This window comes from Pseudomonas sp. ADAK18, assembly GCF_012935695.1.
Classification (GTDB): domain Bacteria; phylum Pseudomonadota; class Gammaproteobacteria; order Pseudomonadales; family Pseudomonadaceae; genus Aquipseudomonas.
Window position 1 is genome coordinate 5311842 of record NZ_CP052859.1, and the last position, 21027, is coordinate 5332868.

General features: G+C 59.3%; 19 protein-coding genes. 8 read left to right on the plus strand and 11 right to left on the minus strand.

Annotated elements, in window-relative coordinates; translation table 11 throughout:
* Window positions 1–205: 205 nt before the first annotated feature.
* Both HKK55_RS24130 and HKK55_RS24135 read right to left on the minus strand, forming a co-directional pair.
* Window positions 206–844: a peroxiredoxin gene (locus tag HKK55_RS24130; protein WP_155583640.1), complete on the minus strand. Its 639-nt coding sequence runs from the start codon at window positions 842–844 to the stop codon at window positions 206–208.
* Window positions 845–1121: 277 nt separating this feature from the next.
* Entirely contained in the window at window positions 1122–2450 is a 1329-nt protein-coding gene (locus HKK55_RS24135; RefSeq protein WP_169356897.1) for an OprD family porin, read from the minus strand.
* Window positions 2451–2818: 368 nt separating this feature from the next.
* Between HKK55_RS24135 and tauA the strand changes: the two genes are divergently transcribed.
* On the plus strand, window positions 2819–3805 hold the full coding sequence (gene tauA / locus HKK55_RS24140; RefSeq protein WP_169356898.1) for a taurine ABC transporter substrate-binding protein: 987 nt from the start codon (window positions 2819–2821) through the stop codon (window positions 3803–3805).
* Window positions 3806–3962: 157 nt separating this feature from the next.
* Here the strand turns inward: tauA and argA are convergent, their stop codons facing one another.
* Window positions 3963–5261 (minus strand): amino-acid N-acetyltransferase, encoded by a 1299-nt coding sequence (gene argA / locus HKK55_RS24145; RefSeq protein ID WP_155583637.1) that lies wholly within the window; start codon window positions 5259–5261, stop codon window positions 3963–3965.
* Between the two features lie 134 nt (window positions 5262–5395).
* The gene (argE, locus tag HKK55_RS24150; protein ID WP_169356899.1) at window positions 5396–6544 is read right to left on the minus strand and encodes an acetylornithine deacetylase; all 1149 of its coding nucleotides are present in this window, start codon (window positions 6542–6544) and stop codon (window positions 5396–5398) included.
* A gap of 159 nt (window positions 6545–6703) precedes the next feature.
* Here argE and HKK55_RS24155 point away from each other — a divergent pair, with 159 nt between their 5' ends.
* Entirely contained in the window at window positions 6704–8071 is a 1368-nt protein-coding gene (locus tag HKK55_RS24155; RefSeq protein WP_169356900.1) for an inorganic triphosphatase, read from the plus strand.
* A 121-nt stretch (window positions 8072–8192) separates the two neighbouring features.
* Here HKK55_RS24155 and HKK55_RS24160 read toward each other — a convergent pair whose 3' ends face one another.
* The gene (locus HKK55_RS24160) at window positions 8193–8657 is read right to left on the minus strand and encodes an Lrp/AsnC family transcriptional regulator (RefSeq protein WP_169356901.1); all 465 of its coding nucleotides are present in this window, start codon (window positions 8655–8657) and stop codon (window positions 8193–8195) included.
* Between the two features lie 127 nt (window positions 8658–8784).
* Between HKK55_RS24160 and HKK55_RS24165 the strand changes: the two genes are divergently transcribed.
* Together HKK55_RS24165 and HKK55_RS24170 are read left to right on the plus strand one after the other, a co-directional pair.
* The gene (locus tag HKK55_RS24165; RefSeq protein ID WP_169356902.1) at window positions 8785–9123 is read left to right on the plus strand and encodes a hypothetical protein; all 339 of its coding nucleotides are present in this window, start codon (window positions 8785–8787) and stop codon (window positions 9121–9123) included.
* Between the two features lie 84 nt (window positions 9124–9207).
* A complete protein-coding gene (locus tag HKK55_RS24170; RefSeq protein WP_169356903.1) occupies window positions 9208–10947 on the plus strand; it encodes a GspE/PulE family protein in 1740 nt (579 codons plus the stop codon).
* A gap of 10 nt (window positions 10948–10957) precedes the next feature.
* On the opposite strand, the gene HKK55_RS24175 is transcribed toward HKK55_RS24170, so the two are convergent.
* Window positions 10958–11974 carry a hypothetical protein gene (locus HKK55_RS24175; RefSeq protein ID WP_169356904.1) on the minus strand — a complete coding sequence of 339 codons (1017 nt, stop codon included), beginning with the start codon at window positions 11972–11974 and terminating at the stop codon, window positions 10958–10960.
* Between the two features lie 165 nt (window positions 11975–12139).
* On the opposite strand from HKK55_RS24175, the gene HKK55_RS24180 reads away from it, so the two are divergent.
* The 4 genes from HKK55_RS24180 (at window position 12140) to HKK55_RS24195 (ending at window position 15209) form a co-directional block, all read left to right on the plus strand.
* On the plus strand, window positions 12140–13060 hold the full coding sequence (locus HKK55_RS24180) for an SPFH domain-containing protein (protein WP_169356905.1): 921 nt from the start codon (window positions 12140–12142) through the stop codon (window positions 13058–13060).
* Window positions 13061–13070: 10 nt separating this feature from the next.
* Window positions 13071–13517, plus strand: coding sequence for an NfeD family protein (locus tag HKK55_RS24185; RefSeq protein ID WP_169356906.1), 447 nt, complete (start codon window positions 13071–13073; stop codon window positions 13515–13517).
* Between the two features lie 69 nt (window positions 13518–13586).
* Complete coding sequence (locus tag HKK55_RS24190; RefSeq protein WP_041161049.1) at window positions 13587–13904, plus strand: DUF2388 domain-containing protein; 318 nt, start codon at window positions 13587–13589, stop codon at window positions 13902–13904.
* A 165-nt stretch (window positions 13905–14069) separates the two neighbouring features.
* Window positions 14070–15209: a DegT/DnrJ/EryC1/StrS aminotransferase family protein gene (locus tag HKK55_RS24195; RefSeq protein WP_169356907.1), complete on the plus strand. Its 1140-nt coding sequence runs from the start codon at window positions 14070–14072 to the stop codon at window positions 15207–15209.
* Window positions 15210–15251: 42 nt separating this feature from the next.
* Here the strand turns inward: HKK55_RS24195 and gcvH are convergent, their stop codons facing one another.
* The 5 genes from gcvH to HKK55_RS24220 all read right to left on the minus strand — a co-directional run bounded on the left by gcvH (window position 15252) and on the right by HKK55_RS24220 (window position 21021).
* Complete coding sequence (gene gcvH, locus HKK55_RS24200) at window positions 15252–15635, minus strand: glycine cleavage system protein GcvH (protein WP_169356908.1); 384 nt, start codon at window positions 15633–15635, stop codon at window positions 15252–15254.
* Window positions 15636–15686: 51 nt separating this feature from the next.
* A complete protein-coding gene (gcvT, locus tag HKK55_RS24205; protein WP_169356909.1) occupies window positions 15687–16769 on the minus strand; it encodes a glycine cleavage system aminomethyltransferase GcvT in 1083 nt (360 codons plus the stop codon).
* A gap of 156 nt (window positions 16770–16925) precedes the next feature.
* Window positions 16926–18542, minus strand: coding sequence for an iron ABC transporter permease (locus HKK55_RS24210; RefSeq protein WP_169356910.1), 1617 nt, complete (start codon window positions 18540–18542; stop codon window positions 16926–16928).
* Window positions 18543–18694: 152 nt separating this feature from the next.
* On the minus strand, window positions 18695–19699 hold the full coding sequence (locus HKK55_RS24215) for an extracellular solute-binding protein (protein WP_169356911.1): 1005 nt from the start codon (window positions 19697–19699) through the stop codon (window positions 18695–18697).
* A 104-nt stretch (window positions 19700–19803) separates the two neighbouring features.
* Entirely contained in the window at window positions 19804–21021 is a 1218-nt protein-coding gene (locus HKK55_RS24220; RefSeq protein WP_178128897.1) for a 2-octaprenyl-3-methyl-6-methoxy-1,4-benzoquinol hydroxylase, read from the minus strand.
* Window positions 21022–21027: the final 6 nt, after the last annotated feature.

Below are 21027 nucleotides of genomic sequence, written 5' to 3' on the forward strand. Positions count from 1 at the left end.
TCTTATTTATTCATTTGTTTATTCTTTAAATGAATATACAAGAGCGTGATCGCCGGGCGAAAAAAAAGGCCGTCGAAACGGCCTGAAAACCCCTGCTTTGTGATTGGTTTGCAACCTAAGTCCGCTATCGCGGGCAAGCCCGGCTCCCACAGGGGAATGCGGTCAACTGTGGGAGCCGGGCTTGCCCGCGATGGCGATGGCGAAACTAACGATTAGGTTGAGGCGTCAGCCGCAGATACGGCTTCACCGCCCGATAGCCTTTCGGAAAGCGCTTCTTGATCTCTTCTTCATCCTTGAGCGACGGCACGATCACTACTTCATCACCGTCCTGCCAATTGGCCGGGGTGGCGACTTTGTAGTTGTCGGTCAGTTGCAACGAGTCGATGACCCGCAGGATTTCGTGGAAGTTGCGGCCAGTGCTGGCCGGATAGGTGATGGTCAGGCGCACCTTCTTGTTCGGGTCGATCACGAACAGGGAGCGCACGGTGAGGGTGTCGTTAGCATTCGGGTGGATCAGGTCGTACAGGTCGGAAACTTTGCGATCGGCATCGGCCAGGATCGGGAAGTTGACCACGGTATTCTGGGTTTCGTTGATGTCTTCGATCCATTTGTGGTGCGAATCCACCGGGTCTACCGACAGGGCGATGGCCTTGACGCCGCGCTTGGCGAATTCGTCCTTGAGCTTGGCGGTGAAGCCAAGCTCAGTGGTGCACACCGGGGTAAAGTCCGCCGGGTGGGAAAACAGCACACCCCAGCTATCGCCCAGCCATTCGTGGAAACGAATCTTGCCGGCGCTGGAATCCTGTTCAAAGTCGGGGGCGATGTCGCCCAGTCTTAGGCTCATGGGTGTGGCTCCTGATGAGTGCTTATGGAGCCCACTGTGCCTGCATCTTGAATTATTTAAAAAGAATAAATATCGATTTATTTAGACGATAAAGGAATATTAAAAATGTGTTCACTGGACCTGGGAACAGGCGAGGATCAACATTCGTTTCAAGGTTCGAGAAGGCCTTGAGACGCTGTAAAAAGAGGGGTTCAGGAAGGGCTCGCGGGGGTTGAGCCTGACTTGAAAGCAAGACACCTTGCCCGGCGTTGCGCCGGGCAAGGTTATACAGCAGGTCTTACAACAGCGGGATCGAGTAGCTGACGATCAGGCGGTTTTCGTCCTGGGAACGGGTGTTCGCCAGGTCGGTACGCCACATCGCGTTTTTCCAGGCTACGCCCAGGTTTTTCAACGGGCCTTCTGGAACAACGTAAGCCAGGGTCAAGTCACGTTCCCACTCGCTTTTGCTGCCGACGGAAGTGTCGATGTTGTTGCCTTTGAGGTAGATCACACCAGCGGTCAGGCCAGGCACGCCAATCTTGGCGAAGTCATAAGCGTAGCGAGCTTGCCAGGTACGTTCGCCAGCGCGGGCAAACTTCTGGATCTGCATGTCGGTGGTGGTGCTGTTGGACGAACCGTCACCCTGGTTCAGCCAAGGGAAATCGCTGTCGCCCTTGGTGTACTGATAGCCAGCGCCGAAGGTGTGGCCTTCAACCGAGTACAGAGCCAAGTAGCTGTACAGGTCGTTGTCGACCTTGCCCTTGGTGACTTTGTTACCGTAGTAACCGGTGGTGTAGTAACCAGCAGTGTCACCGTTGGCACCGTTGTCACGGCTGCGGTAGTAGCGCAGGTCACTTTTCAGGACGCCAGGACCGATAGCCCAGTTGTGGACCAGGCCCAGGAAGTTCTGCGAGTAGAAGTCCTTCAGCTCACCGAAGTAGTACGACGCGGTCAGGTCCTTGGTGACTTTGTAGTCAGCACCCGCGTAGTAGAACTTGTTGACGAAGTTACCAGCGTCGTAGTTGGAGCCGCCGTTGGCGCCCGCAATCGACAGGCCTTCGTTGTTGCTGGAGTTACGGCCTTTGGCGTGCTCGATCTGACCAACAACCAGAGACAGGTCCTTGATCTCGTTCGAGGTGATCTGGCCGCCCTGGAAGGTTTGTGGCAACAGACGACCGTCGTTGGTCTTGATGACCGGGTTGTTCGGTTGCAGGGTGCCGATTTTCAGCTCGGTCTGGGAAATCTTGACCTTACCGGTCAGGCCCAGGCTGGCGTAGTCTGGGACTGCGCCTTTATTGCCGTCGCTTGGGAAAATCGTGCCGCCGGATGCAGCACCGCTTGCGTTGCCGCTCTTGGCAGGGCTGGAATCCAGACGCACACCGTACAGGCCGATAGCATCAACGCCGAACTGAACAGTACCTTGGGTGTAACCCGAGATGAAACGCAGATCGAAGCCTTGGCCCCACTCTTCGTTCTTATTCGCACCAGTACCGTCACGGTTGTCAGTGTTGATGTAGAAGTTACGCATGCCCAGAGTGGCCTTGCTGTCTTCGATAAAACCAGCGGCGCCTGCCTGCTGGGCGATTGCCCCTACAGCCACAGCCAACGCCAATGTGGACTTCTTCATGTACCGCTCCTCTCATTTCTAATTTTTGTATTTCTTGGTCTCGGGTCTGACGCCCTTGATCCACAGATGCGCGATTAGCGCCAGATAGTGACTGACAAGTCAATCGTAACCTTGTGTGTCTACTACCTTCGTCTAATCGCAGTTATTTGGTCCCTGCAGGGTAATGAGTTTTTCATACACCCAAAAAGAATTATTTCATCCTTTTTCATACGATCCAGGAATATCACTTTCCATGGGGCGGGCGGTCCGAAAAGGAGGCGCCGCTCCATAAGCTAATTCCTAAAAGGTATTTATTGGCCTGTTTTTAGATCGTTTAGTGTTGACGTAACCGTTCATACGTCACTCACGATCAAAAAGGCGACGCCATCATGGCTAAACGCATATCCTCACGTCAATTTGTTACAGTTTTTGTATCGCTCGCGCTTTCTTTCAGCGTCCAGGCGGCCAACCTCACGATTGGCTATCAAACCGGCATCGACCCCAGCAAAGTGCCCCAGGCAGACGGCCTGTACGAAAAAACCATAGGCCAAAAGATCGACTGGCGCCGTTTCAACAGCGGCCCCGAAGTCGTGACCGCGATTGCCTCCGGCGACGTACAAATCGGCAACCTGGGCTCCAGCCCTCTCGCAGCGGCGGCCTCACGTCACTTACCGATCGTGGCGTTTATCGTATCGGCACAGATCAATGCTTCTGAAGCGTTGGTGGTGCGCAATGGCAGCGGCATCGACAAACCCGAAGACCTGATCGGCAAAACCATTGCCACGCCGTTTGTCTCGACCTCCCATTACAGCCTGCTCGGCGCCTTGAAGCATTGGGGCCTGGACACCTCGAAAGTCAAAGTGGTGAACCTGCAACCGGCAGAAATTGCAGCCGCCTGGAAACGTGGGGATATCGACGGCGCCTTTGTGTGGTCGCCCGCCTTGGGAGAGATCCGCAAGACCGGCAAGACCCTGACAGATGCAGCCCAAGTGGGTCAGTGGGGCGCGCCGACCTTTGAGGTGTGGGTCGCACGCAAGGACTTCGCCGAAAAACATCCTGACGTAGTGGCCAAGTTTGCCAAGGTCACCCTGGATTCCTTTGCCGACTATGCGGCCCATAAATCCGGCTGGACGGCAGATTCAGTCCCTGTGCAAAAAATCGCCAAACTGACAGGCGCTAATGCAGCTGACATTCCTGAGCTGCTGGCTGGCTCAAACTTTCCGGATGCCCAGGCGCAACAAACCGATGCCTTGCTCAACGGCGGCACGGCGAAGGCGATCGGAGAAACGGCGCAGTTCTTGAAGGAACAAGGGAAAGTGGAGACAGTGCTGCCGGACTATTCGGCGTATGTGACGGGGAAATTTGTCAGCGAGTAAACCTGGCGTACCGCGAACAAAACGGTGGGAGCGGCGGTGCGACGATTCGACTTGCTCGCGATAGAGGTGGATCAGCCACCCAATAAAGTGACTGACGCACCGCTATCGCTGGCAAGCCAGCTCCCACATTAGATCTACGGCGTATCGAAGATCAGGCTTACAACGCCTTCTCGAAGATCTTCGAATTACGCTGAAAGTTGTACAGCGAGGCCCGAGCTGACGGTAGCCGGTCTACGCTGCTGGGCACAAAGCCCCGCTCGCGGAACCAGTGGGCGGTACGGGTGGTGAGGACGAATAACGTCTTCAGGCCCTGCGCCCGGGCGCGGGTTTCGATGCGTTCCAGCAACTCATCACCCCGCCCCCCATGACGGTACTCCGGGTTGACCGCCAGGCAGGCCAGCTCACCGGCATCCGAATCGGCAATCTGATACAGCGCCGCGCAGGCGATGATCATCCCTTCACGCTCAACCACGCTGAACTGCTCGATTTCCCGCTCCAGCACTTCCCGGGAACGGCGCACCAGAATGCCCTGCTCTTCCAGCGGGCTGATCAAGTCCAGCAAACCCCCGACGTCTTCAATCGCCGCTTCACGCACCAGTTCAAACTGCTCTTGGGCCACCAGCGTACCGCCACCGTCACGGGTAAACAGCTCGGTGAGCAGTGCACCATCTTCGACATAGCTGACGATATGACTGCGCCCTACTCCGCCACGGCAAGCCTCAGCCGCTGCGTCGAGCAGTTCCGCCTGATAGTTGTTGCCCAAGCGCTGCAGGTGCGCCGGCACTTGTTGCGGACGCAGTTCACGTACCAGACGGCCGTTCTCGTCGATCAGGCCAAGATCCGCGCCAAACAAAAGCAGCTTGTCCGCGCCCAGGTCGATGGCGGCACGGGTGGCAACGTCTTCGCAGGCCAGGTTGAAGATTTCACCGGTGGGCGAGTAGCCCAGCGGCGACAACAGCACGATGGAGCGTTCGTCCAACAGGCGATTGATGCCCTTGCGGTCAACCCGACGCACTTCGCCGGTGTGGTGATAGTCGACGCCTTCCAGCACACCGATGGGACGCGCGGTCACCAGATTGCCGCTGGCCACCCGCAGGCGCGAGCCCTGCATCGGCGACGAGGCCATGTCCATGGACAGCCGCGCTTCGATAGCAATACGCAGATGGCCGACCGCGTCGATCACACACTCCAGGGTCGCGGCATCAGTGATGCGCAGGCCTTCGTGGTAATGCGGCGTCAGGCCGCGTGCGGCGAGGCGGGTTTCGATTTGCGGGCGTGAACCATGGACCAGCACCAGCCGCACGCCAAGGCTGTGGAGCAGCACCAGGTCATGGACGATGTTGCCGAAGTTCGGATGATCCACACCGTCGCCCGGCAGCATGACCACAAAGGTGCAGTCGCGGTGGGCATTGATGTAGGGCGAAGCGTGACGAAGCCAATTGACGTATTCGGGCATAAAACCTGGGCCTGTAATAAAAAGCAGCCGATAGAGGATGAATCGTGAAAACGCACAGCGGGCTGATGGTTATCGTCGGAACAGGCTTGGCGACACGCTCGCTCTCCTTTATGTACGGATGGGCCGTGGTTAATTTATGCAGGTTTCAGGCAGTAATGCTCAATCAGTTCCCGCAATAGACGCACTGTAGGCGTCAAGCGTGACATTTCGAGGTACTCGCCGGGCTGGTGGGCGCAGGCGATATCGCCAGGGCCGAGCACCAGGGTTTCGCAACCAAGGCGCTGAAGATAAGGCGCTTCGGTGCCAAACGCTACTGCTTCGGCACGATGGCCGGTGAGTCGTTCCGCAACCCGCACCAGTTCTGCATCTTCGGCCTGCTCAAAGGGCGGCACTTCCGGGAACAGCGGCGCGTAGTCGATCTTCACCTGATGGCGCTCGGCCAAGGGCTCAAGCTTCTGCCGGATGGCCGCGCGCAGCACCTGGGGATCCATACCGGGCAAGGGCCGCAGGTCGAATTCCAGGGAGCACTGGCCGCAGATGCGGTTGGGGTTATCGCCACCGTGGATACAACCGAAGTTCATGGTCGGCTGGGGGACGCTGAATTGCGGGTTGCGGTATTCCCGCTGCCAGGCCAGCCGCAGGCCTCGCAGTTCGCCGATGGCATCGTGCATGGCTTCCAGGGCGCTGTGGCCCAGGCTCGGGTCTGACGAATGGCCGCTGCGCCCGAGGATGTCGATGCGTTCCATCATCACGCCCTTGTGCAGGCGGATCGGCTTGAGGCCCGTGGGTTCGCCGATTACCGCCGCGCGGCCCAATGGACGACCAGCTTCAGCCAGCGCACGGGCACCGGCCATGGAGCTTTCTTCGTCGCAGGTGGCGAGAATCAACAAGGGTTGCTTGAACGGTTGGTCCAGCAGCGGCTGTACGGCTTCGATCACCAAGGCGAAAAAGCCCTTCATGTCACAGCTGCCCAAACCTACCCAGCGGCCGTCCACTTCCGTCAGTTTGAGCGGATCGGTCTGCCACAGCGCGCCGTCGTAAGGCACGGTGTCGCTATGCCCGGCGAGCACCAGGCCACCAGGGCCGGTGCCGAAGCTGGCGAGCAGGTTGAATTTGCCGGGGCTGACCTGCTGGATATCGCAGGCAAAGCCCAGATCCCCCAGCCATGTGGCGAGCAAATCAATCACCGGGCGGTTGGATTGATCGAGAGACGCTTGGGTGCAACTGACCGAAGGTGCGGCAATCAGCGCGGCAAACTGCTCTTTCATGGACGGTAATGGCATGCGCGGTCTCTCAACTTCCACAGATGAAACCCATCATAGAGCTATCTGCGCCGCACAATAAACCGTTGCGGCACGTTGCCCGGCTCAGTCCTGTACACTGCACGACCTTGGCAGCCACACATTTCCCCGGCTGCGCTCCCGATCCTGGATTTTCCGGCCATGCAGAAAGAAACCGAAATCAAGCTCCGCGTCAGCCGCGAAACCCTCGCCGCGCTCCGTGAGCACCCGTTACTGAAAAAACGCAACAAAAGTGGCTGGGAACGCCGTGAGTTGATGAACCAGTACTTCGACACCCCTGAACGCGACTTGGCCCAGGCCAAAGTGGCCCTGCGCCTGCGCAAAGACGGCGACGAAGTGATCCAGACCCTCAAGACCCGTGGCCACAGCGTCGCCGGCTTGTCGGAACGTAATGAATACGACTGGAAACTGCCCAAAGCCAAGCTCGACGTGAAGAAACTCGACGGCGAATGCTGGCCCGAGCAACTGGCCGAACTGGACAAGAAGACCCTCAAGCCGATCTTCACCACCGATTTCGTTCGCGAGCGCGCCGAAATTGCCTGGGGCCGCGGCAAGGCCAAAGTGGTGATCGAAGCCGCTCTGGACCTGGGCCACGTGATCGCCGGCAAGCAGAAAGAAGAAATCTGCGAGCTGGAACTGGAACTGCGCGAAGGCGACCCCGCCGCACTGCTGGAACTGGCCGCTGAACTGGCGGCAACCCTGGCGCTGATGCCCTGCGATATCAGCAAGGCTGAGCGCGGCTACCGCCTGTTCGACGCCAACAGCTATTCCCTGGGCCTGCCTGCTCCGGTGCTGCATGCCGAAATGCCGCTGGACGACGTCTTCGCCGCGCTGACCTGGCACTTGCTGGGCAGCAGCCAGCGCCTGGCCGAACAGTACCGTTTCAATGGCCACTGGCGCCTGTTGCAGGACTGGGTGGAAAACCTCGGTGAACTGCGCGCCTTGATCGGCAGCCTCGGCCAGGCCGCCCCGCGTCAATCCACCAGTGAACTGCGCGCCGCGCTGGATGCCCTGCTGGAAGACTGGCGCCCGCTGGTCCAGGCTGGTGACGAAGACGAAGACATACGCAAAGCCGCGCCGGAACAGTTCGTCGAAGAACTGGAAGACGTGCGCTGGGGCCTGTTCTCCCTGAACCTCTCGCGCTGGCTGCTGGCCCGCACCTGGACCGCCAACCGCAACGTGCGCGGCAACCGTCAGGGCGCGGCCCAAATCACCAACTGGTTGCCACGACTGCTGGCCGACGATGCTGTCGCGCTGCAACTGTCGCGTTACCAGCAACAGCCGGAAGACTTGGCTGAGCAACTGCCGCGCATTGAACGCATCCAGGCTTGGCTGCACCATGCGCGCCAGGTGGTGGACATTCCGGAACTGGATCGCCTGTATGGCGAGCTGAACAAATTGGCGCTATTGGCCAATCAGCCGATTACCGATGAATCGTTGGATGCACGTATGCATCAGGCGATTGCGGTGTATCAGAACCGGGCGTGGAAAACGTTGCTGCGTCTGTAATCAAAACTCTGTAGCCGCTGTCGAAGGCAGCGATAAGGCCGAAGGCCTTCAGCGATCTAAAGATCCTGCGACTCTGCGAGTCGATCGCAGCCTTCGGCAGCGGCTACAGGTCATTCAGCGGCTACATCGGCAAACTGGTCGTCGACTTGATCTCCGACAGCGCCACGATGGAGTTGACCTCCTGAATCCCCGGTACCATCGATAGCTTCTCGAAGAAAAACCGCTCGTACGCCTCAATGTCCGACGTGACAATCCGCAACAAGAAATCCACCGCGCCCATTAGCACATAACACTCCAGTACTTCCGGAAAGCCCCGAATCGCCTCGGTGAACTCGGTGAAGTTGGAGCGCCCGTGGGCATTGAGTTTGACCTCGGCAAAAATCTGCGTGTTCAGGCCAATCTTCTTGCGATCCAGCAACGTCACCTGGCCGCGAATCACCCCCTCTTCCTTGAGCCGCTGAATCCGTCGCCAGCACGGTGACTGCGACAGGCCAACCTGTTCAGCGATCTGCGCGCTGGAAAGGGAAGCGTCTTCCTGCAGCAACGCCAGGATGCGCCGGTCGTACACATCCAGCTCACTGTGCATAAAAACACCCTTAACTATAATATCTACGAATTGGTTAATTCGTTTATAGACTGTTTTCACCAATTTTAGATAAGAAATCTCCCTGCACGAATGTAAAAATTCCTCCAGTCGAATCCGGAGAATCTTCATGCACGCCGTCGAAGTCAGCAACCCCGCCCCTCGCGTCGACGCCTGGGCCGTCAATAGCGCTCATTGCCAGGCCCACTATCAGATCCTCGCAGAGGCAGAACCTGACGTGCTGTGCCGGGTGCTCAACTATTTCGCCCTGCAATTCCTCGTGCCTCGGGAGGTGAGCGTGCTGCGCGAGGATGACCTGCTGGCGATCGATATCGTGATAGACGGGTTGAGTTGGCACCGAGCCCAAGTGATTGGTGAAAAACTTCGTAACCTGATCAGCGTCTGCTCGCTGGAACTGCGACCGGCTGATTCGGCGCGGCCTCAGGCGATGCAAGCTGCTGGTCAGTAAAAGCCTGCAATAAACCCTTGGGGGACGAGGCTCAAGGCGTGACTAGGCTGGGGCTACGCCTAAACGTTGCCCGGGAAAACCTCCATGTCCGTTGCGCCAAACACTCATGATCACCCGCTGGAACTCGATCAGTTGTTACCGGCCCTGATCGATCAGGGCCTGGTACCTGCCGATGTGGCAAAACGCTTATCGAGCACGGCAGCGGACAGCGCGCTGCATCCCCTGGAACGTATCGCCTGCCACGGGCTATCCCTGGAAACCCTGACCGAATGGCTCGCCCGCCACGTTGGCCAGCCCTACCTGCGTATCGACCCATTGAAGATCGACGTGGCGGCGGTGGTACCGTTGATGTCTTATGCCTTTGCCCAGCGCCACGGGATTCTCGCTGTAGCGGTGGATGCCGATACCGTCACCGTCGCCAGCGCCCAGCCTCATGTGAATAGCTGGGAAGCGGGGTTGGCCCATGTATTGAGGCGCTCGGTCAGGCGAGTGGTGGCCAACCCCCAAGCCATTGCGCGCTGCACCGTGGAGTTTTACCGGCTGGCAAAGTCGGTAAGCGGCGCCTCCGGCGCGGACCAGCCAAATCCGTCTTCCACTATCGAACAGTTGCTCAACCTCGGCGCCAGCGACCAGGAGCCCGACGCCAACGACGCGCACATCGTCAATATCGTCGACTGGCTGCTGCAATATGCGTTCGACCAGCGCGCCAGTGATATTCATATCGAGCCGTGTCGCGATCAGGGCCGCGTGCGTTTTCGCATCGATGGCCTGCTCCACGACGTCTATCAATTCCCAGCCCAAGTGACGATGGCAGTGGTCAGTCGCCTGAAAAGTCTGGGGCGAATGAACGTGGCCGAAAAACGCAAACCCCAGGACGGCCGGGTGAAGACCAAAAACCCTGCGGGTGGTGAAGTAGAGCTGCGGCTCTCGACCCTGCCCACCGCGTTTGGCGAAAAACTGGTGATGCGGATTTTCGACCCTCAGGTGCTACACAAGGATTTTCAGCAACTGGGATTTTCCAGCAACGACGTGGAGCGCTGGCAAGCCATGACCCGCCAGGCCAACGGCATCATTCTGGTAACCGGTCCCACTGGCTCGGGCAAGACCAGCACCCTGTACACCACCTTGAAACAGCTGGCGACCCGAGAGATCAACCTGTGCACGGTAGAGGACCCGATCGAGATGGTAGAGCCGGCTTTCAACCAGATGCAGGTCCAGCACAACATTGACCTGACCTTCGCCAGTGGCATCCGCGCGCTGATGCGCCAGGACCCGGACATCATCATGATCGGCGAGATCCGTGATCAGGAGACAGCCGAGATGGCGATCCAGGCTGCGCTCACCGGGCATCTGGTGCTCTCGACCCTGCACACCAACGACGCGCCAAGCGCCATCAGCCGACTGCTGGAGCTGGGTGTTGCGCACTACTTGATCAAGGCTACGTTGTTAGGCGTCATGGCCCAGCGGCTGGTGCGCTTGCTGTGCCCTCATTGCAAAAACCACGTAGCGCTGGCGGATGAGGATTGGCAAGCCTTAACCCCGTCCTGGCCCCACTCACGACCTGAACAGACCTATCAGGCCAACGGCTGTCCGGAATGCCGGGAAAGCGGTTATCACGGACGCGCCGGGGTCTACGAAATCATGTTGATGGACGATGACACCAAGGCATTGATCAGCGCCGACGCCGATGTGCAGGCACTACGACGTGCAGCGCTGAAAGGAGGTATGTGCAGCCTGAGACTGTCGGGTGCACACAAGGTAGCGGCAGGACTGACGACGCTGGAAGAAGTACTGCGGGTGACGCCATCGAGTGATGCGCGATGACGAGGATTGTTCAAGGGCTCAGTACCGACCACTCAAGCACTCCGACCTCACTGTTGGCCTTGATCGCCAAAAACGTCCCGTCGCTTCGTTGCTGCTGGATCGAGCGCCCACTGGTAACCGTCTCGCCCGTGCGCTCGTTGCGTGCAACACCTGCGCCCGAAGGTGAAAAGAGCAATACACCCGACACGCTGCCACGCAGTTGGGTCCCTTCGGGGTAATGCCACTCACCGAAACTCACCGGTGCAGCCAGCAAACCGTCCCAACGCTTGGGGCTTCGTCGATCATCAAGGTCCAGGCTGAGATAAGACAGCCGGAACCCGTCCACCGCGAGCATCTCGTCATCCTCTGCATGCAAGGCCCAGCCTCTGCTGCTGCGCATGACGCGCGTACCGGCCGGCCAGTCGATACCCAATATCCGCACTGCTGTTGCCAGGTCACATTGGGCAAAGCGCCAGCGATCAGGCTGCAACATCGTCTCCTGTTCACGGTTGAACGACACCCACTGGCCTGCAGCACAGCGCCAACCGTCGAGCGTCTGCTCCTGGCTGAGCCGCAAACGCGAAGAGTAGTAACCCGGCATCAGGTCAATGGCCGTCACTTGCAGGCCACGGACTTCGATTGGCTGCGCAAACTCGGCCAGCTTCAGGCTTTGCAAGCCATGAGGCTGGGGTTGGCCCTGCCAGTCGAGCGGCTCCAGGGTTTGCAGTTGCACTTGGCTGCCTGCCGGAAAGTGCAAATCCCCCAATTGTAGGTCCTGCTCCAATCGCGGATTCAGGGCCTGGCGATCCTGCTCCATTTGCGCGCTGATACGCTGATCCTCCAGCAGCATCAACCCGCCAAAACCCACAAATACCAACGCCAGCAGCGTCAATATCCCATAGCGCCACGGATGCCCCAGAACATGCCTGCGCGAACGTGGGATAAGCACCGCTGCCAACAACGCTAACAAACCGACCAGCGCAAGCGCTGCCAGCAACATCAGCACACCTATTAGCAGGATGACCGAAGGATCAGGACCAAAGATCATGAACGCACGCCGTAGAGGGGGTAAGGATTGTTCTGAAGGCTTGCCAAACTACCACGAGTCACGCAATCCCTTATCTGTTCGCCGAGTAAACCATTCTTATCTCAGGCAAGCCCGTTACAATCGTCCTAACCTCGCTTTATCGCCATCATCAGATAGGGAATCGTTATGCAGATCGGAACCGTACTGCTTCTTTTCGTAGGTTTGGCCGCCGCCATCCTCTTCATGGGCTTCAAGGTCGTCCCACAGGGCTACCAGTGGACGGTGGAGCGCTTCGGTCGCTACACCAACACTCTCAAGCCGGGTTTGAACATCATTATTCCGGTCATGGACCGTATCGGTCGCAAGATCAACGTGATGGAAAGCGTGCTGGATATTCCACCCCAGGAAGTCATTACCGCCGACAACGCCACGGTGCAGATCGATGCCGTGTGCTTCTTCCAGGTGGTTAACACCGCCCAGGCCGCCTACGAGGTGAACAATCTCGAGCACGCCATCCGCAACCTGCTGCAAACCAACATCCGTACCGTGCTCGGTTCCATGGAGCTGGATGCGATGCTCAGCCAGCGCGATGGCATCAACGAAAAACTGTTGCGCACCGTCGATGAAGCAACCGCGCCGTGGGGCATCAAGATCACCCGGATCGAGATCAAGGACATCAGCCCTCCTGCCGACCTGATGGCCGCCATGTCCGGCCAGATGAAGGCCGAGCGGATCAAGCGCGCGCAGATCCTGGAAGCTGAAGGCCTGCGGGCATCGGCCATCCTGACCGCTGAAGGCAAGAAGCAGGCGCAGATTCTTGAAGCTGAGGGTGGTCGTCAGGCCGCTTTCCTGGAATCCGAAGCCCGTGAGCGTCAGGCTGAAGCAGAAGCGCGTGCCACCCAAGTGGTGTCGCAGGCTATTGCCACCGGTAACGTGCAGGCCATCAACTACTTCGTCGCACAGAAATACATCGACGCACTCGGCAAGCTGGCCTCGGCCAACAACAGCAAAGTTATCCTGATGCCGCTGGAAGCCAGCCAAGTGATCGGAGCTGTCGGCGGTATTGGTGAGATCGTCAAGGCAACCTTCGACAACAAGAAAGCCTGAGGCACGCGCCATGTGGGAATTCCTGCAGCACCTGTCGTTCTGGGACTGGCTGGCATTGGGCACGGTGCTGCTCATCCTTGAAATATTCGGCGCCGGTGGCTACCTGTTGTGGATGGGCATCGCGGCGGCGGCCGTGGGTGTGCTCAAGTTCCTGATTCCGGGGCTTGGGCTGGAGTGGCAATTGTTGCTGTTCGCCGTGCTGTCGATCCTGACCGCGGTGTACTGGTGGAAGCGCCAACGCAGCAGCGCCAAAGTCAGCGACCAGCCAGGATTGAACATGCGCGGTTCGGAGCTGATCGGCCGCACCTTTATGGTGCATCAGGCGATCATCGAAGGCCGAGGAAAGATCAAAGTCGGCGATGGCGTGTGGATAGTCACAGGTCCTGATGCACCTATAGGGGCACAAGTGCGGGTCACTGGTCAGAATGGCGTGATATTGCAAGTCGAAACTGTTTAGTCAGGCATGGAACTAGGCTGGGCTATCTATAATCAAACCGTTCAGATAACCCAGTCGGAGTCACCCATCATGCGTCTCAAATATGCTGTCGCCACGCTCGCCGTGCTATCCCTTCCTGTCGGTTCAGCCATGGCCGACAGCTTCTGGCGGAATGTCATCTCGTCGGGCGCCACCACCGGCTCGACCTACCTGACCTTCAAGGACCATAAATTGGTGGTCGCCGCCCAAGACGACGCCGGCAGCTTCGTTGCCAGCGACGGGGGCATTCGTGGCCCGTACCTGGAAGCCGCGATGCAGAAGGTTCGCGCCGATAACCCTGGCCTGAAAGCCACGGACATGGAGTTGGCCAACGCCATCCTGGCGAAAAACGCCATTGCTTCCGAGTAACACCGTCCGATGAAAAATGCCGCTTCCAGAAGCGGCATTTTTTTGCCCGCAAGGTGACGATTCGTTCACAGGCGACAGGCTATATTCAGTCGATTCGTGCAATTATGCCCAGCATTGATATGCTTTTTTACTCATCGTCTATCTGAAACGGATGCCCACATCGTCATGAGCCAACTGCCTTTTCTGCCGTTTTCCAAACCTACCATTGATGAAGCCACCATCTCGGCAGTCGGTGACGTGCTGCGCTCCGGCTGGATCACCAGCGGGCCGAAAGTGCAGGCGTTCGAAGCGCAGTTGTCGGAGTATTTTGGCGGCCGTCCGGTACGCACCTTCAACTCCGGCACCTGCACCATGGAGATTGCCTTGCGCATCGCCGGTGTAGGGCCGGGTGATGAAGTCATCACCACACCGATTTCCTGGGTTGCCACGGCTAATGTGATTCTCGAAGTAGGCGCCACGCCGGTGTTTGCCGATATCGATCCGGTGACCCGCAACATCGACCTGGCTCAGGTGGAAGCGGCCATCACTCCGCGTACCAAGGCGATCATTCCAGTGTTCCTGGCAGGCCTGCCCCTGGACATGCCGATGCTCTACGCATTGGCCAACAAACATGGCCTGCGTATCGTCGAAGATGCCGCTCAGGCGCTGGGCTCTACCTGGGATGGCGAGCGCATTGGTGCGACCGGCGATTTCGTGTCGTTCAGCTTCCAGGCCAACAAGAACGTCACATCCTCCGAAGGCGGCTGCCTGGTGTTGAACAACGCTGAAGAGGCGCGCCTGGCGGAAAAGTATCGCCTGCAAGGCGTCACCCGCACCGGCTTCGACGGCTTGGACGTGGACGTCTTGGGCGGCAAGTTCAACATGACGGACATTGCGGCCGCCATTGGGCTGGGCCAGTTTGCCCACATCAAGGAAATCACTGCCCACCGTCAGGAACTGGCCCAGCATTATTTCGAGTGCTTCGGCAGCGACTTTGAAGAGAAGTACGGCGCGCAACTGCCACCGGCTGACTTCGAAAACAGCAACTGGCACCTGTTCCAACTGGTGCTGCCTGAGCGCCAGGACGGCCTACCGGCCCGCGCTACCTTCATGGAGCAGATGCAGGCTCACGGTGTAGGCATTGGCTATCACTACCCACCGATCCATCTGCTGAGCCTTTATCGGGCACAGGGATTCAAGGAAGGCATGTTCCCGGTAGCGGAGAAAGTCGGACGTTTGATCGTGTCGTTGCCGATGTTTACGGCGATGACAAAAGCGGATGTAGAGCGTTCGGTAGCGGCGGTAAAAGCGGTATTGAAGCGCTGATCAAACTTTTGCGGGAGCCGGTTGCCGGCTCCCGCAGCAGGATCACTCGCCGATGGCAGCCTTGTAACCGGCAGCGTCCAGCAGTTTTTCCAGGTCAGCCGGGTTGCTTGGCTTGAGCTTGAAGATCCAGGCACCGTAAGGGTCGGAATTCAACAGCTCTGGCTCGCCGCCCAAGGCGTCGTTCACCGCGATCACTTCGCCAGCAATTGGCGAGTAGATATCCGAAGCGGCTTTCACTGACTCAACCACACCCGCCTGCTGAGTCGCCTCAAACACGTTGCCCACTTCAGCCAACTCAACAAACACCACATCACCCAAAGCCTCCTGAGCGTGGTCGGAGATCCCGACAGTCACGCTGCCATCGGCTTCCAAACGTGCCCATTCGTGGCTTTCGGCAAAACGCAGGTCGGCAGGGATATCGCTCATAATCTGTGTCCTCAAGAAGAAATGTCAGCGGCCATTGGCCCGCCGAAAAAGTTAGATCAAGGTTTTGCCATTGCGCACGAAGGTCGGCTTGACCACTCGAACCGGGTACCACTTGCCGCGGATTTCCACTTCGGCCCGATCGGCAGTCGCCATCGGTACACGCGCCAGGGCAATGGATTTGCTTAGCGTAGGAGAGAAACTACCACTGGTGATCTCTCCTTCGCCAACATTGGCGATACGAACCACCTGATGAGCGCGCAAAACCCCGCGCTCTTCCAGCACCAGCCCTACCAGCTTGAGCTTCACACCCCCAGCCCGCTCGGCTTCCAGGGCAGCACGGCCAATGAAGGTGCGGCTGACTGGCGCCCACGCAATGCTCCAGGCCATGTTGGCTGCCAGGGGCGATACATCCTGGTGAATATCCTGGCCATAGAGGTTCATGCCAGCCTCGAGGCGCAAGGTATCCCGAGCACCAAGGCCGATGGGTGATATTCCCGCCCCGACCAGGTCGTTGAAGAACGCCGGGGCTTGATCCGCAGGCAAAACTATTTCCAGGCCATCCTCGCCGGTGTAACCGGTACGGGCAATAAACCAGTCGCCGTCGGCCTGGCCTTCAAAGGGCTTGAGTTGGTGGATCAAGATGCCGCGGGACTGGGTCACCAGTTCGGCGATCTTTTGCCGGGCGTGAGGGCCTTGAATAGCGAGCATGGCCAATTCAGGCCGTTCATGGAGCTGCGCTTGATAACTGCCGAGTTGGGCCTGCATCCAGGCCATGTCCTGGTCGCGGGTAGCGGCGTTGACCACCAACCGATAACCGTCCTCGGTGCGATAGACAATCATGTCGTCCACCACGCCGCCCTGCTCGTTGAGCATGGCGCTGTACAACGCACGGCCACAGCCGTGCAGACGGTCAACATCATTGGCCAGCAAATGCTGGAGCCATTCCTTGGCCTGGGGGCCTGTGACATCGATCACGGTCATATGAGATACATCGAACACGCCGCAGTCACGTCGCACCTGATGGTGCTCTTCAACTTGCGAGCCGTAGTGCAGAGGCATATCCCAACCGCCAAAATCGACCATTTTCGCGCCAAGGGCGAGATGCAGGTCATACAGAGGCGTACGCTGTCCCATGGGTTTCTCCTTCCGGGCGTGGCGAAGGTGCGGACGGTTGCCGTTCGGACCGCACACCTTGAAATACAAGGCTTGTGGCCACGCCCAGTCACCGGATCTGAAAGATCGACCGCACCGAATGCCGCGCATTGTAGCCGCAAGCCGTAGGACTGGCACCTAACCGATGCGTCGAGCCGAGCGTCGGATCAACCCGATGACGGGTAACAACCCCACCAACACCAAGGTCAACGCCGGCAAGGAGGCCCGTGCCCACTCCCCTTCGCTGGTCATTTCAAAAATCCGAACCGCCAGCGTGTCCCAGCCGAACGGGCGCATTAGCAGGGTGGCAGGCATTTCCTTGAGCACATCGACAAATACCAGCAGCGCTGCACTCAAGGTCCCGGGCAGCAACAGCGGCAGATACACTTTGAAAAACAGTCGTGGACCACTCACCCCCAGACTACGGGCCGCTTCTGGCAAGGAGGGCCGGATGCGCGCCAGGCTGTTTTCCAGCGGACCATAGGCCACCGCCATAAACCGCACCAGATAAGCCAGCAACAGCGCCGACAGACTGCCCAGCAGCAACGGCTTACCCGCACCACCCAACCAGCCCGACAGCGGAATCACCAGCTCACGATCCAGGAAACTGAACGCCAGCATGATCGATACTGCCAACACTGAACCCGGCAAGGCATAGCCGACGTTGGCCAGACTGATCCCGGAACGAATCGCCCGGGTAGGCGACAGCCGATGGGCAAATGCCAGCAGCATGGCCACGCTGACGGTGATCAAGGCCGCCATGGCGCCCAGGTACAGGGTGTGAACGATCAAGCCAGCGTAACGCTCATCAAGGTCGAAACGCCCTCGCTGCCAGAACCAGGCAATCAATTGCAGCATCGGAATCACAAAGGCACAGGCAAAGACCAATCCGCACCAGCCACTGGCTGCGGCTGCCTTGAACCCGCGCAGGTGATACAACGCCTTACCACGCGGCCGCTCATTACCGGGCAGGCTCGCGCCCCGGGCACGACGCTCCCCGTAGAGCACCAGCATCACCACCAGCAGCAACAGGCTCGCCAGTTGCGCTGCGCTGGAGAGGCTGAAAAAGCCGTACCAGGTCTTGTAGATGGCCGTGGTGAAGGTGTCGAAATTGAACACTGAGACGGCACCAAAGTCCGCCAAAGTTTCCATCAGCGCCAGCGCCACACCGGCACCGATGGCCGGACGCGCCATGGGCAAGGCCACCCGCCAGAACGCTTGCCACGGCGATTGCCCCAACACCCGCGCCGCTTCCATCAAGCCCTTGCCCTGGGCCAGGAACGCCGTGCGCGCCAGCAGGTAGACGTAGGGATAGAACACCAGCACCAAAACGATGATCACGCCGCTGGTGGACCGCACACGGGGTAGACGCAACCCGCTGCCGAACCATTCGCGCATCAGGGTTTGCACCGGCCCGGAGAAGTCCAACAAGCCGACGAAGACGAACGCCAGAACATAGGCCGGAATGGCGAAGGGCAGCATCAATGCCCAGTCCAACCAGCGCCGGCCGGGGAACTCGCACAGGCTAGTCAGCCAGGCCAGGCTGACGCCCAGCAAGGTGACACCTACGCCCACGCCCAGCACCAGGGTCAGGGTGTTGCCCAGCAGGCGCGGCATCTGGGTGTCCCACAGATGGGACCAGATCTGCTGGTCGATGGTTTGCCAGGACAACAATAGGACGCTCAGCGGCAGCAGCACCAGGGCGGCGGCGGTGAAGACCGGCAGGTACCAGCGGCGTTGAGCGGGATGGGCCAAAGGCTAGTTCTCAGTGGATGAATATCTTGATGTCGCCGCTAACCAATGTGGGAGCGGGCTTGCTCGCGAAGGCGGTGGGTCAGTTGTACATATTTGACTGACACTCCGCATTCGCGAGCAAGCCCGCTCCCACATTTAGATCAGCAGCGTATTTAGTTCCAGCCAGCCCGATCCATCAGGCGAATAGCCTCGGCCTGACGCTTGCCCGCCACTTCCACCGGCAGGGTGTCCGCAACAAACTTGCCCCAGGTGGCCACTTCAGCCGACGGCGGTACAGCCGGGTTGGCCGGGAACTCCTGGTTCACGTCAGCAAAGATCTTCTGCGCCTCAGGTGTGGTCATCCACTCCACCAAAGCCTTGGCAGCTTCCGGATGCGGTGCATGTTTGGTCAGGCCGATACCCGACAGGTTGACGTGCACGCCACGATCGCCCTGGTTCGGCCAGAACAGTTTCACCGCCAGATCCGGCTTCTGCTTGTGCAGGCGGCCGTAGTAGTAGGTGTTGACGATGCCGACATCGCACTGCCCGGCATTGATTGCTTCCAGCACCGCGATGTCATCGGAGAACACGTCGGTGGACAGGTTGTTGACCCAACCCTTGACGATTTCTTCGGTTTTGGCCGCGCCGTGGGTTTCGATCAGGGTGGCGGTCAGCGACTGGTTGTAGACCTTCTTCGCCGTACGCAGGCACAGACGGCCTTCCCATTGCTTGCCAGCCAGGGCTTCGTAGGTGGTCAGGTCGCCCGGTTTTACACGGTCGGTGGAATAGGCGATGGTCCGCGCGCGCAGGCTCAAACCGGTCCAGGCATGGGCCGATGAGCGGTATTGCAGAGGAATGTTGGCGTCGATCACCTTGGAGGTGAACGGTTGCAGGATGCCCATTTGCTCGGCTTGCCAAAGGTTGCCGGCGTCGACGGTGAGCAGCAGGTCGGCGGTGGCGTTTTCACCTTCAGCCTTGATGCGCTGCATCAGCGGCGCTTCCTTGTCGGTGATGAACTTCACCTGCACGCCAGTCTTCTTGGTGTAAGCGTCGAACACCGGCTTGATCAGTTCGTCGATGCGCGAGGAGTAGACCACGACTTCGTCGGCCGCCTGTACGGTGGTGGTGCCGATGAGGGTGAGTGCCAGGGCAGTCAGGAGGCGCTTGGGTGCCAACATGGGTGCGGTCTCTCGTAGCGAAGTGAGCGCAAATGATAAGGACTCACATTTACCTTCTCAACCGAACACTTGGCGCAGAAGTTACGAGATGTTGCACCGCCGGCTCAGGCCTTGGCCAGCTCCGGCAAATCCCCGGTCAAGCCCAATGCCTGGCGTACAAACAGCGCCTTGGCTTCGGGCATTTGTTCCACCATCTTCAACCCGGCATTGCGCAACCAGCGCAAAGGCAGTTGATCCGCCTGGAACAACCGCTCGAACCCTTCCATCGCCGCCATCAACCCCAGGTTGTGAGGCATGCGCCGACGCTCATAGCGACTGAGCACCTTCACATCTGCCAGACGCTCACCCCGCTCTGAGGCCTGCAACAGCACCTCGGCCAATACCGCCGCATCGAGGAAGCCCAGGTTCACACCTTGCCCTGCCAGCGGGTGGATGACGTGGGCAGCGTCGCCGATCAACGCCAGGCCTTCGGCCACATAACGTTTGGCGTGACGTTGGCGCAAGGGCACGCACAGCCGTGGGTCGGCGCTTAGCACGCTGCCCAGGCGGCCTTCAAAGGCACGCTCCAGTTCACGGCAGAAGCCTTCATCGTCCAGCGCCATCAGGCGTTCGGACTCACTGGGCGTGGTCGACCAGACAATCGAACACCAGTCCTGCTGCCCGTCTCGTTCCAGTGGCAGGAATGCCAATGGCCCATGGTCGGTAAAGCGCTGCCAGGCGGTCTTTTGATGCGGCTGGCTGCAGTGCACACTGGTGACGATGGCGTTATGCAGATAATCCCACTCGCGGGTCACCGTGCCGGTCAGGCGGCGCACCGCCGAATTGGCGCCGTCGGCGGCGATCACCAATGGCGCGCGCAAGGTGCGGCCATCGGCCAGGGTCAGCAGCCAGTCATCGCCGGAGCGGCGCATCTGCTCCAGGCGCGCATTGGCCAACAACCCCAGGTCGCAGTCATGCAAGCGATCGAGCAAGGCGTCCTGAACCACGCGGTTCTCGACGATATGCCCCAATACCTCGGCATGCACGCTGGCTGCCGAGAAGTGAATCTGCCCGGTGCCGCTACCATCCCACACCTGCATTTCGCCATAAGGGCTGGCACGGCGACCGATGATGCCGTCCCACACGCCGAGGCGTTCGAGGATGCGCTGGCTGGCCGCCGACAAGGCGCTCACCCGCGGTTCGAACGGCGCGTCAGCGTCGAACGGCTTGACGCTCAACGGGCTGCCGTCGAGCAGCAACACCTGCAGGCCACTGCCCTGCAAGGCCAGCGCCAGTGCGCTTCCGACCATTCCGGCCCCGACAATCAGCAGATCTGCGCGCATGTCCAT

Excerpts from the sequence above, each read along its gene's own strand:
- gcvH (WP_169356908.1), bottom strand. The coding sequence starts at position 15,635 with ATGAGCGATATCCCTGCCGACCTGCGTTTTGCCGAAAGCCACGAATGG.
- HKK55_RS24130 (WP_155583640.1), bottom strand. The coding sequence starts at position 844 with ATGAGCCTAAGACTGGGCGACATCGCCCCCGACTTTGAACAGGATTCC.
- HKK55_RS24155 (WP_169356900.1), top strand. The coding sequence starts at position 6,704 with ATGCAGAAAGAAACCGAAATCAAGCTCCGCGTCAGCCGCGAAACCCTC.
- HKK55_RS24195 (WP_169356907.1), top strand. The coding sequence starts at position 14,070 with ATGAGCCAACTGCCTTTTCTGCCGTTTTCCAAACCTACCATTGATGAA.
- HKK55_RS24215 (WP_169356911.1), bottom strand. The coding sequence starts at position 19,699 with ATGTTGGCACCCAAGCGCCTCCTGACTGCCCTGGCACTCACCCTCATC.
- HKK55_RS24180 (WP_169356905.1), top strand. The coding sequence starts at position 12,140 with ATGCAGATCGGAACCGTACTGCTTCTTTTCGTAGGTTTGGCCGCCGCC.
- argE (WP_169356899.1), bottom strand. The coding sequence starts at position 6,544 with ATGCCATTACCGTCCATGAAAGAGCAGTTTGCCGCGCTGATTGCCGCA.
- HKK55_RS24175 (WP_169356904.1), bottom strand. The coding sequence starts at position 11,974 with ATGATCTTTGGTCCTGATCCTTCGGTCATCCTGCTAATAGGTGTGCTG.
- HKK55_RS24135 (WP_169356897.1), bottom strand. The coding sequence starts at position 2,450 with ATGAAGAAGTCCACATTGGCGTTGGCTGTGGCTGTAGGGGCAATCGCC.
- HKK55_RS24185 (WP_169356906.1), top strand. The coding sequence starts at position 13,071 with ATGTGGGAATTCCTGCAGCACCTGTCGTTCTGGGACTGGCTGGCATTG.
- HKK55_RS24190 (WP_041161049.1), top strand. The coding sequence starts at position 13,587 with ATGCGTCTCAAATATGCTGTCGCCACGCTCGCCGTGCTATCCCTTCCT.
- HKK55_RS24220 (WP_178128897.1), bottom strand. The coding sequence starts at position 21,021 with ATGCGCGCAGATCTGCTGATTGTCGGGGCCGGAATGGTCGGAAGCGCA.
- argA (WP_155583637.1), bottom strand. The coding sequence starts at position 5,261 with ATGCCCGAATACGTCAATTGGCTTCGTCACGCTTCGCCCTACATCAAT.
- HKK55_RS24165 (WP_169356902.1), top strand. The coding sequence starts at position 8,785 with ATGCACGCCGTCGAAGTCAGCAACCCCGCCCCTCGCGTCGACGCCTGG.
- tauA (WP_169356898.1), top strand. The coding sequence starts at position 2,819 with ATGGCTAAACGCATATCCTCACGTCAATTTGTTACAGTTTTTGTATCG.
- gcvT (WP_169356909.1), bottom strand. The coding sequence starts at position 16,769 with ATGGGACAGCGTACGCCTCTGTATGACCTGCATCTCGCCCTTGGCGCG.
- HKK55_RS24170 (WP_169356903.1), top strand. The coding sequence starts at position 9,208 with ATGTCCGTTGCGCCAAACACTCATGATCACCCGCTGGAACTCGATCAG.
- HKK55_RS24160 (WP_169356901.1), bottom strand. The coding sequence starts at position 8,657 with ATGCACAGTGAGCTGGATGTGTACGACCGGCGCATCCTGGCGTTGCTG.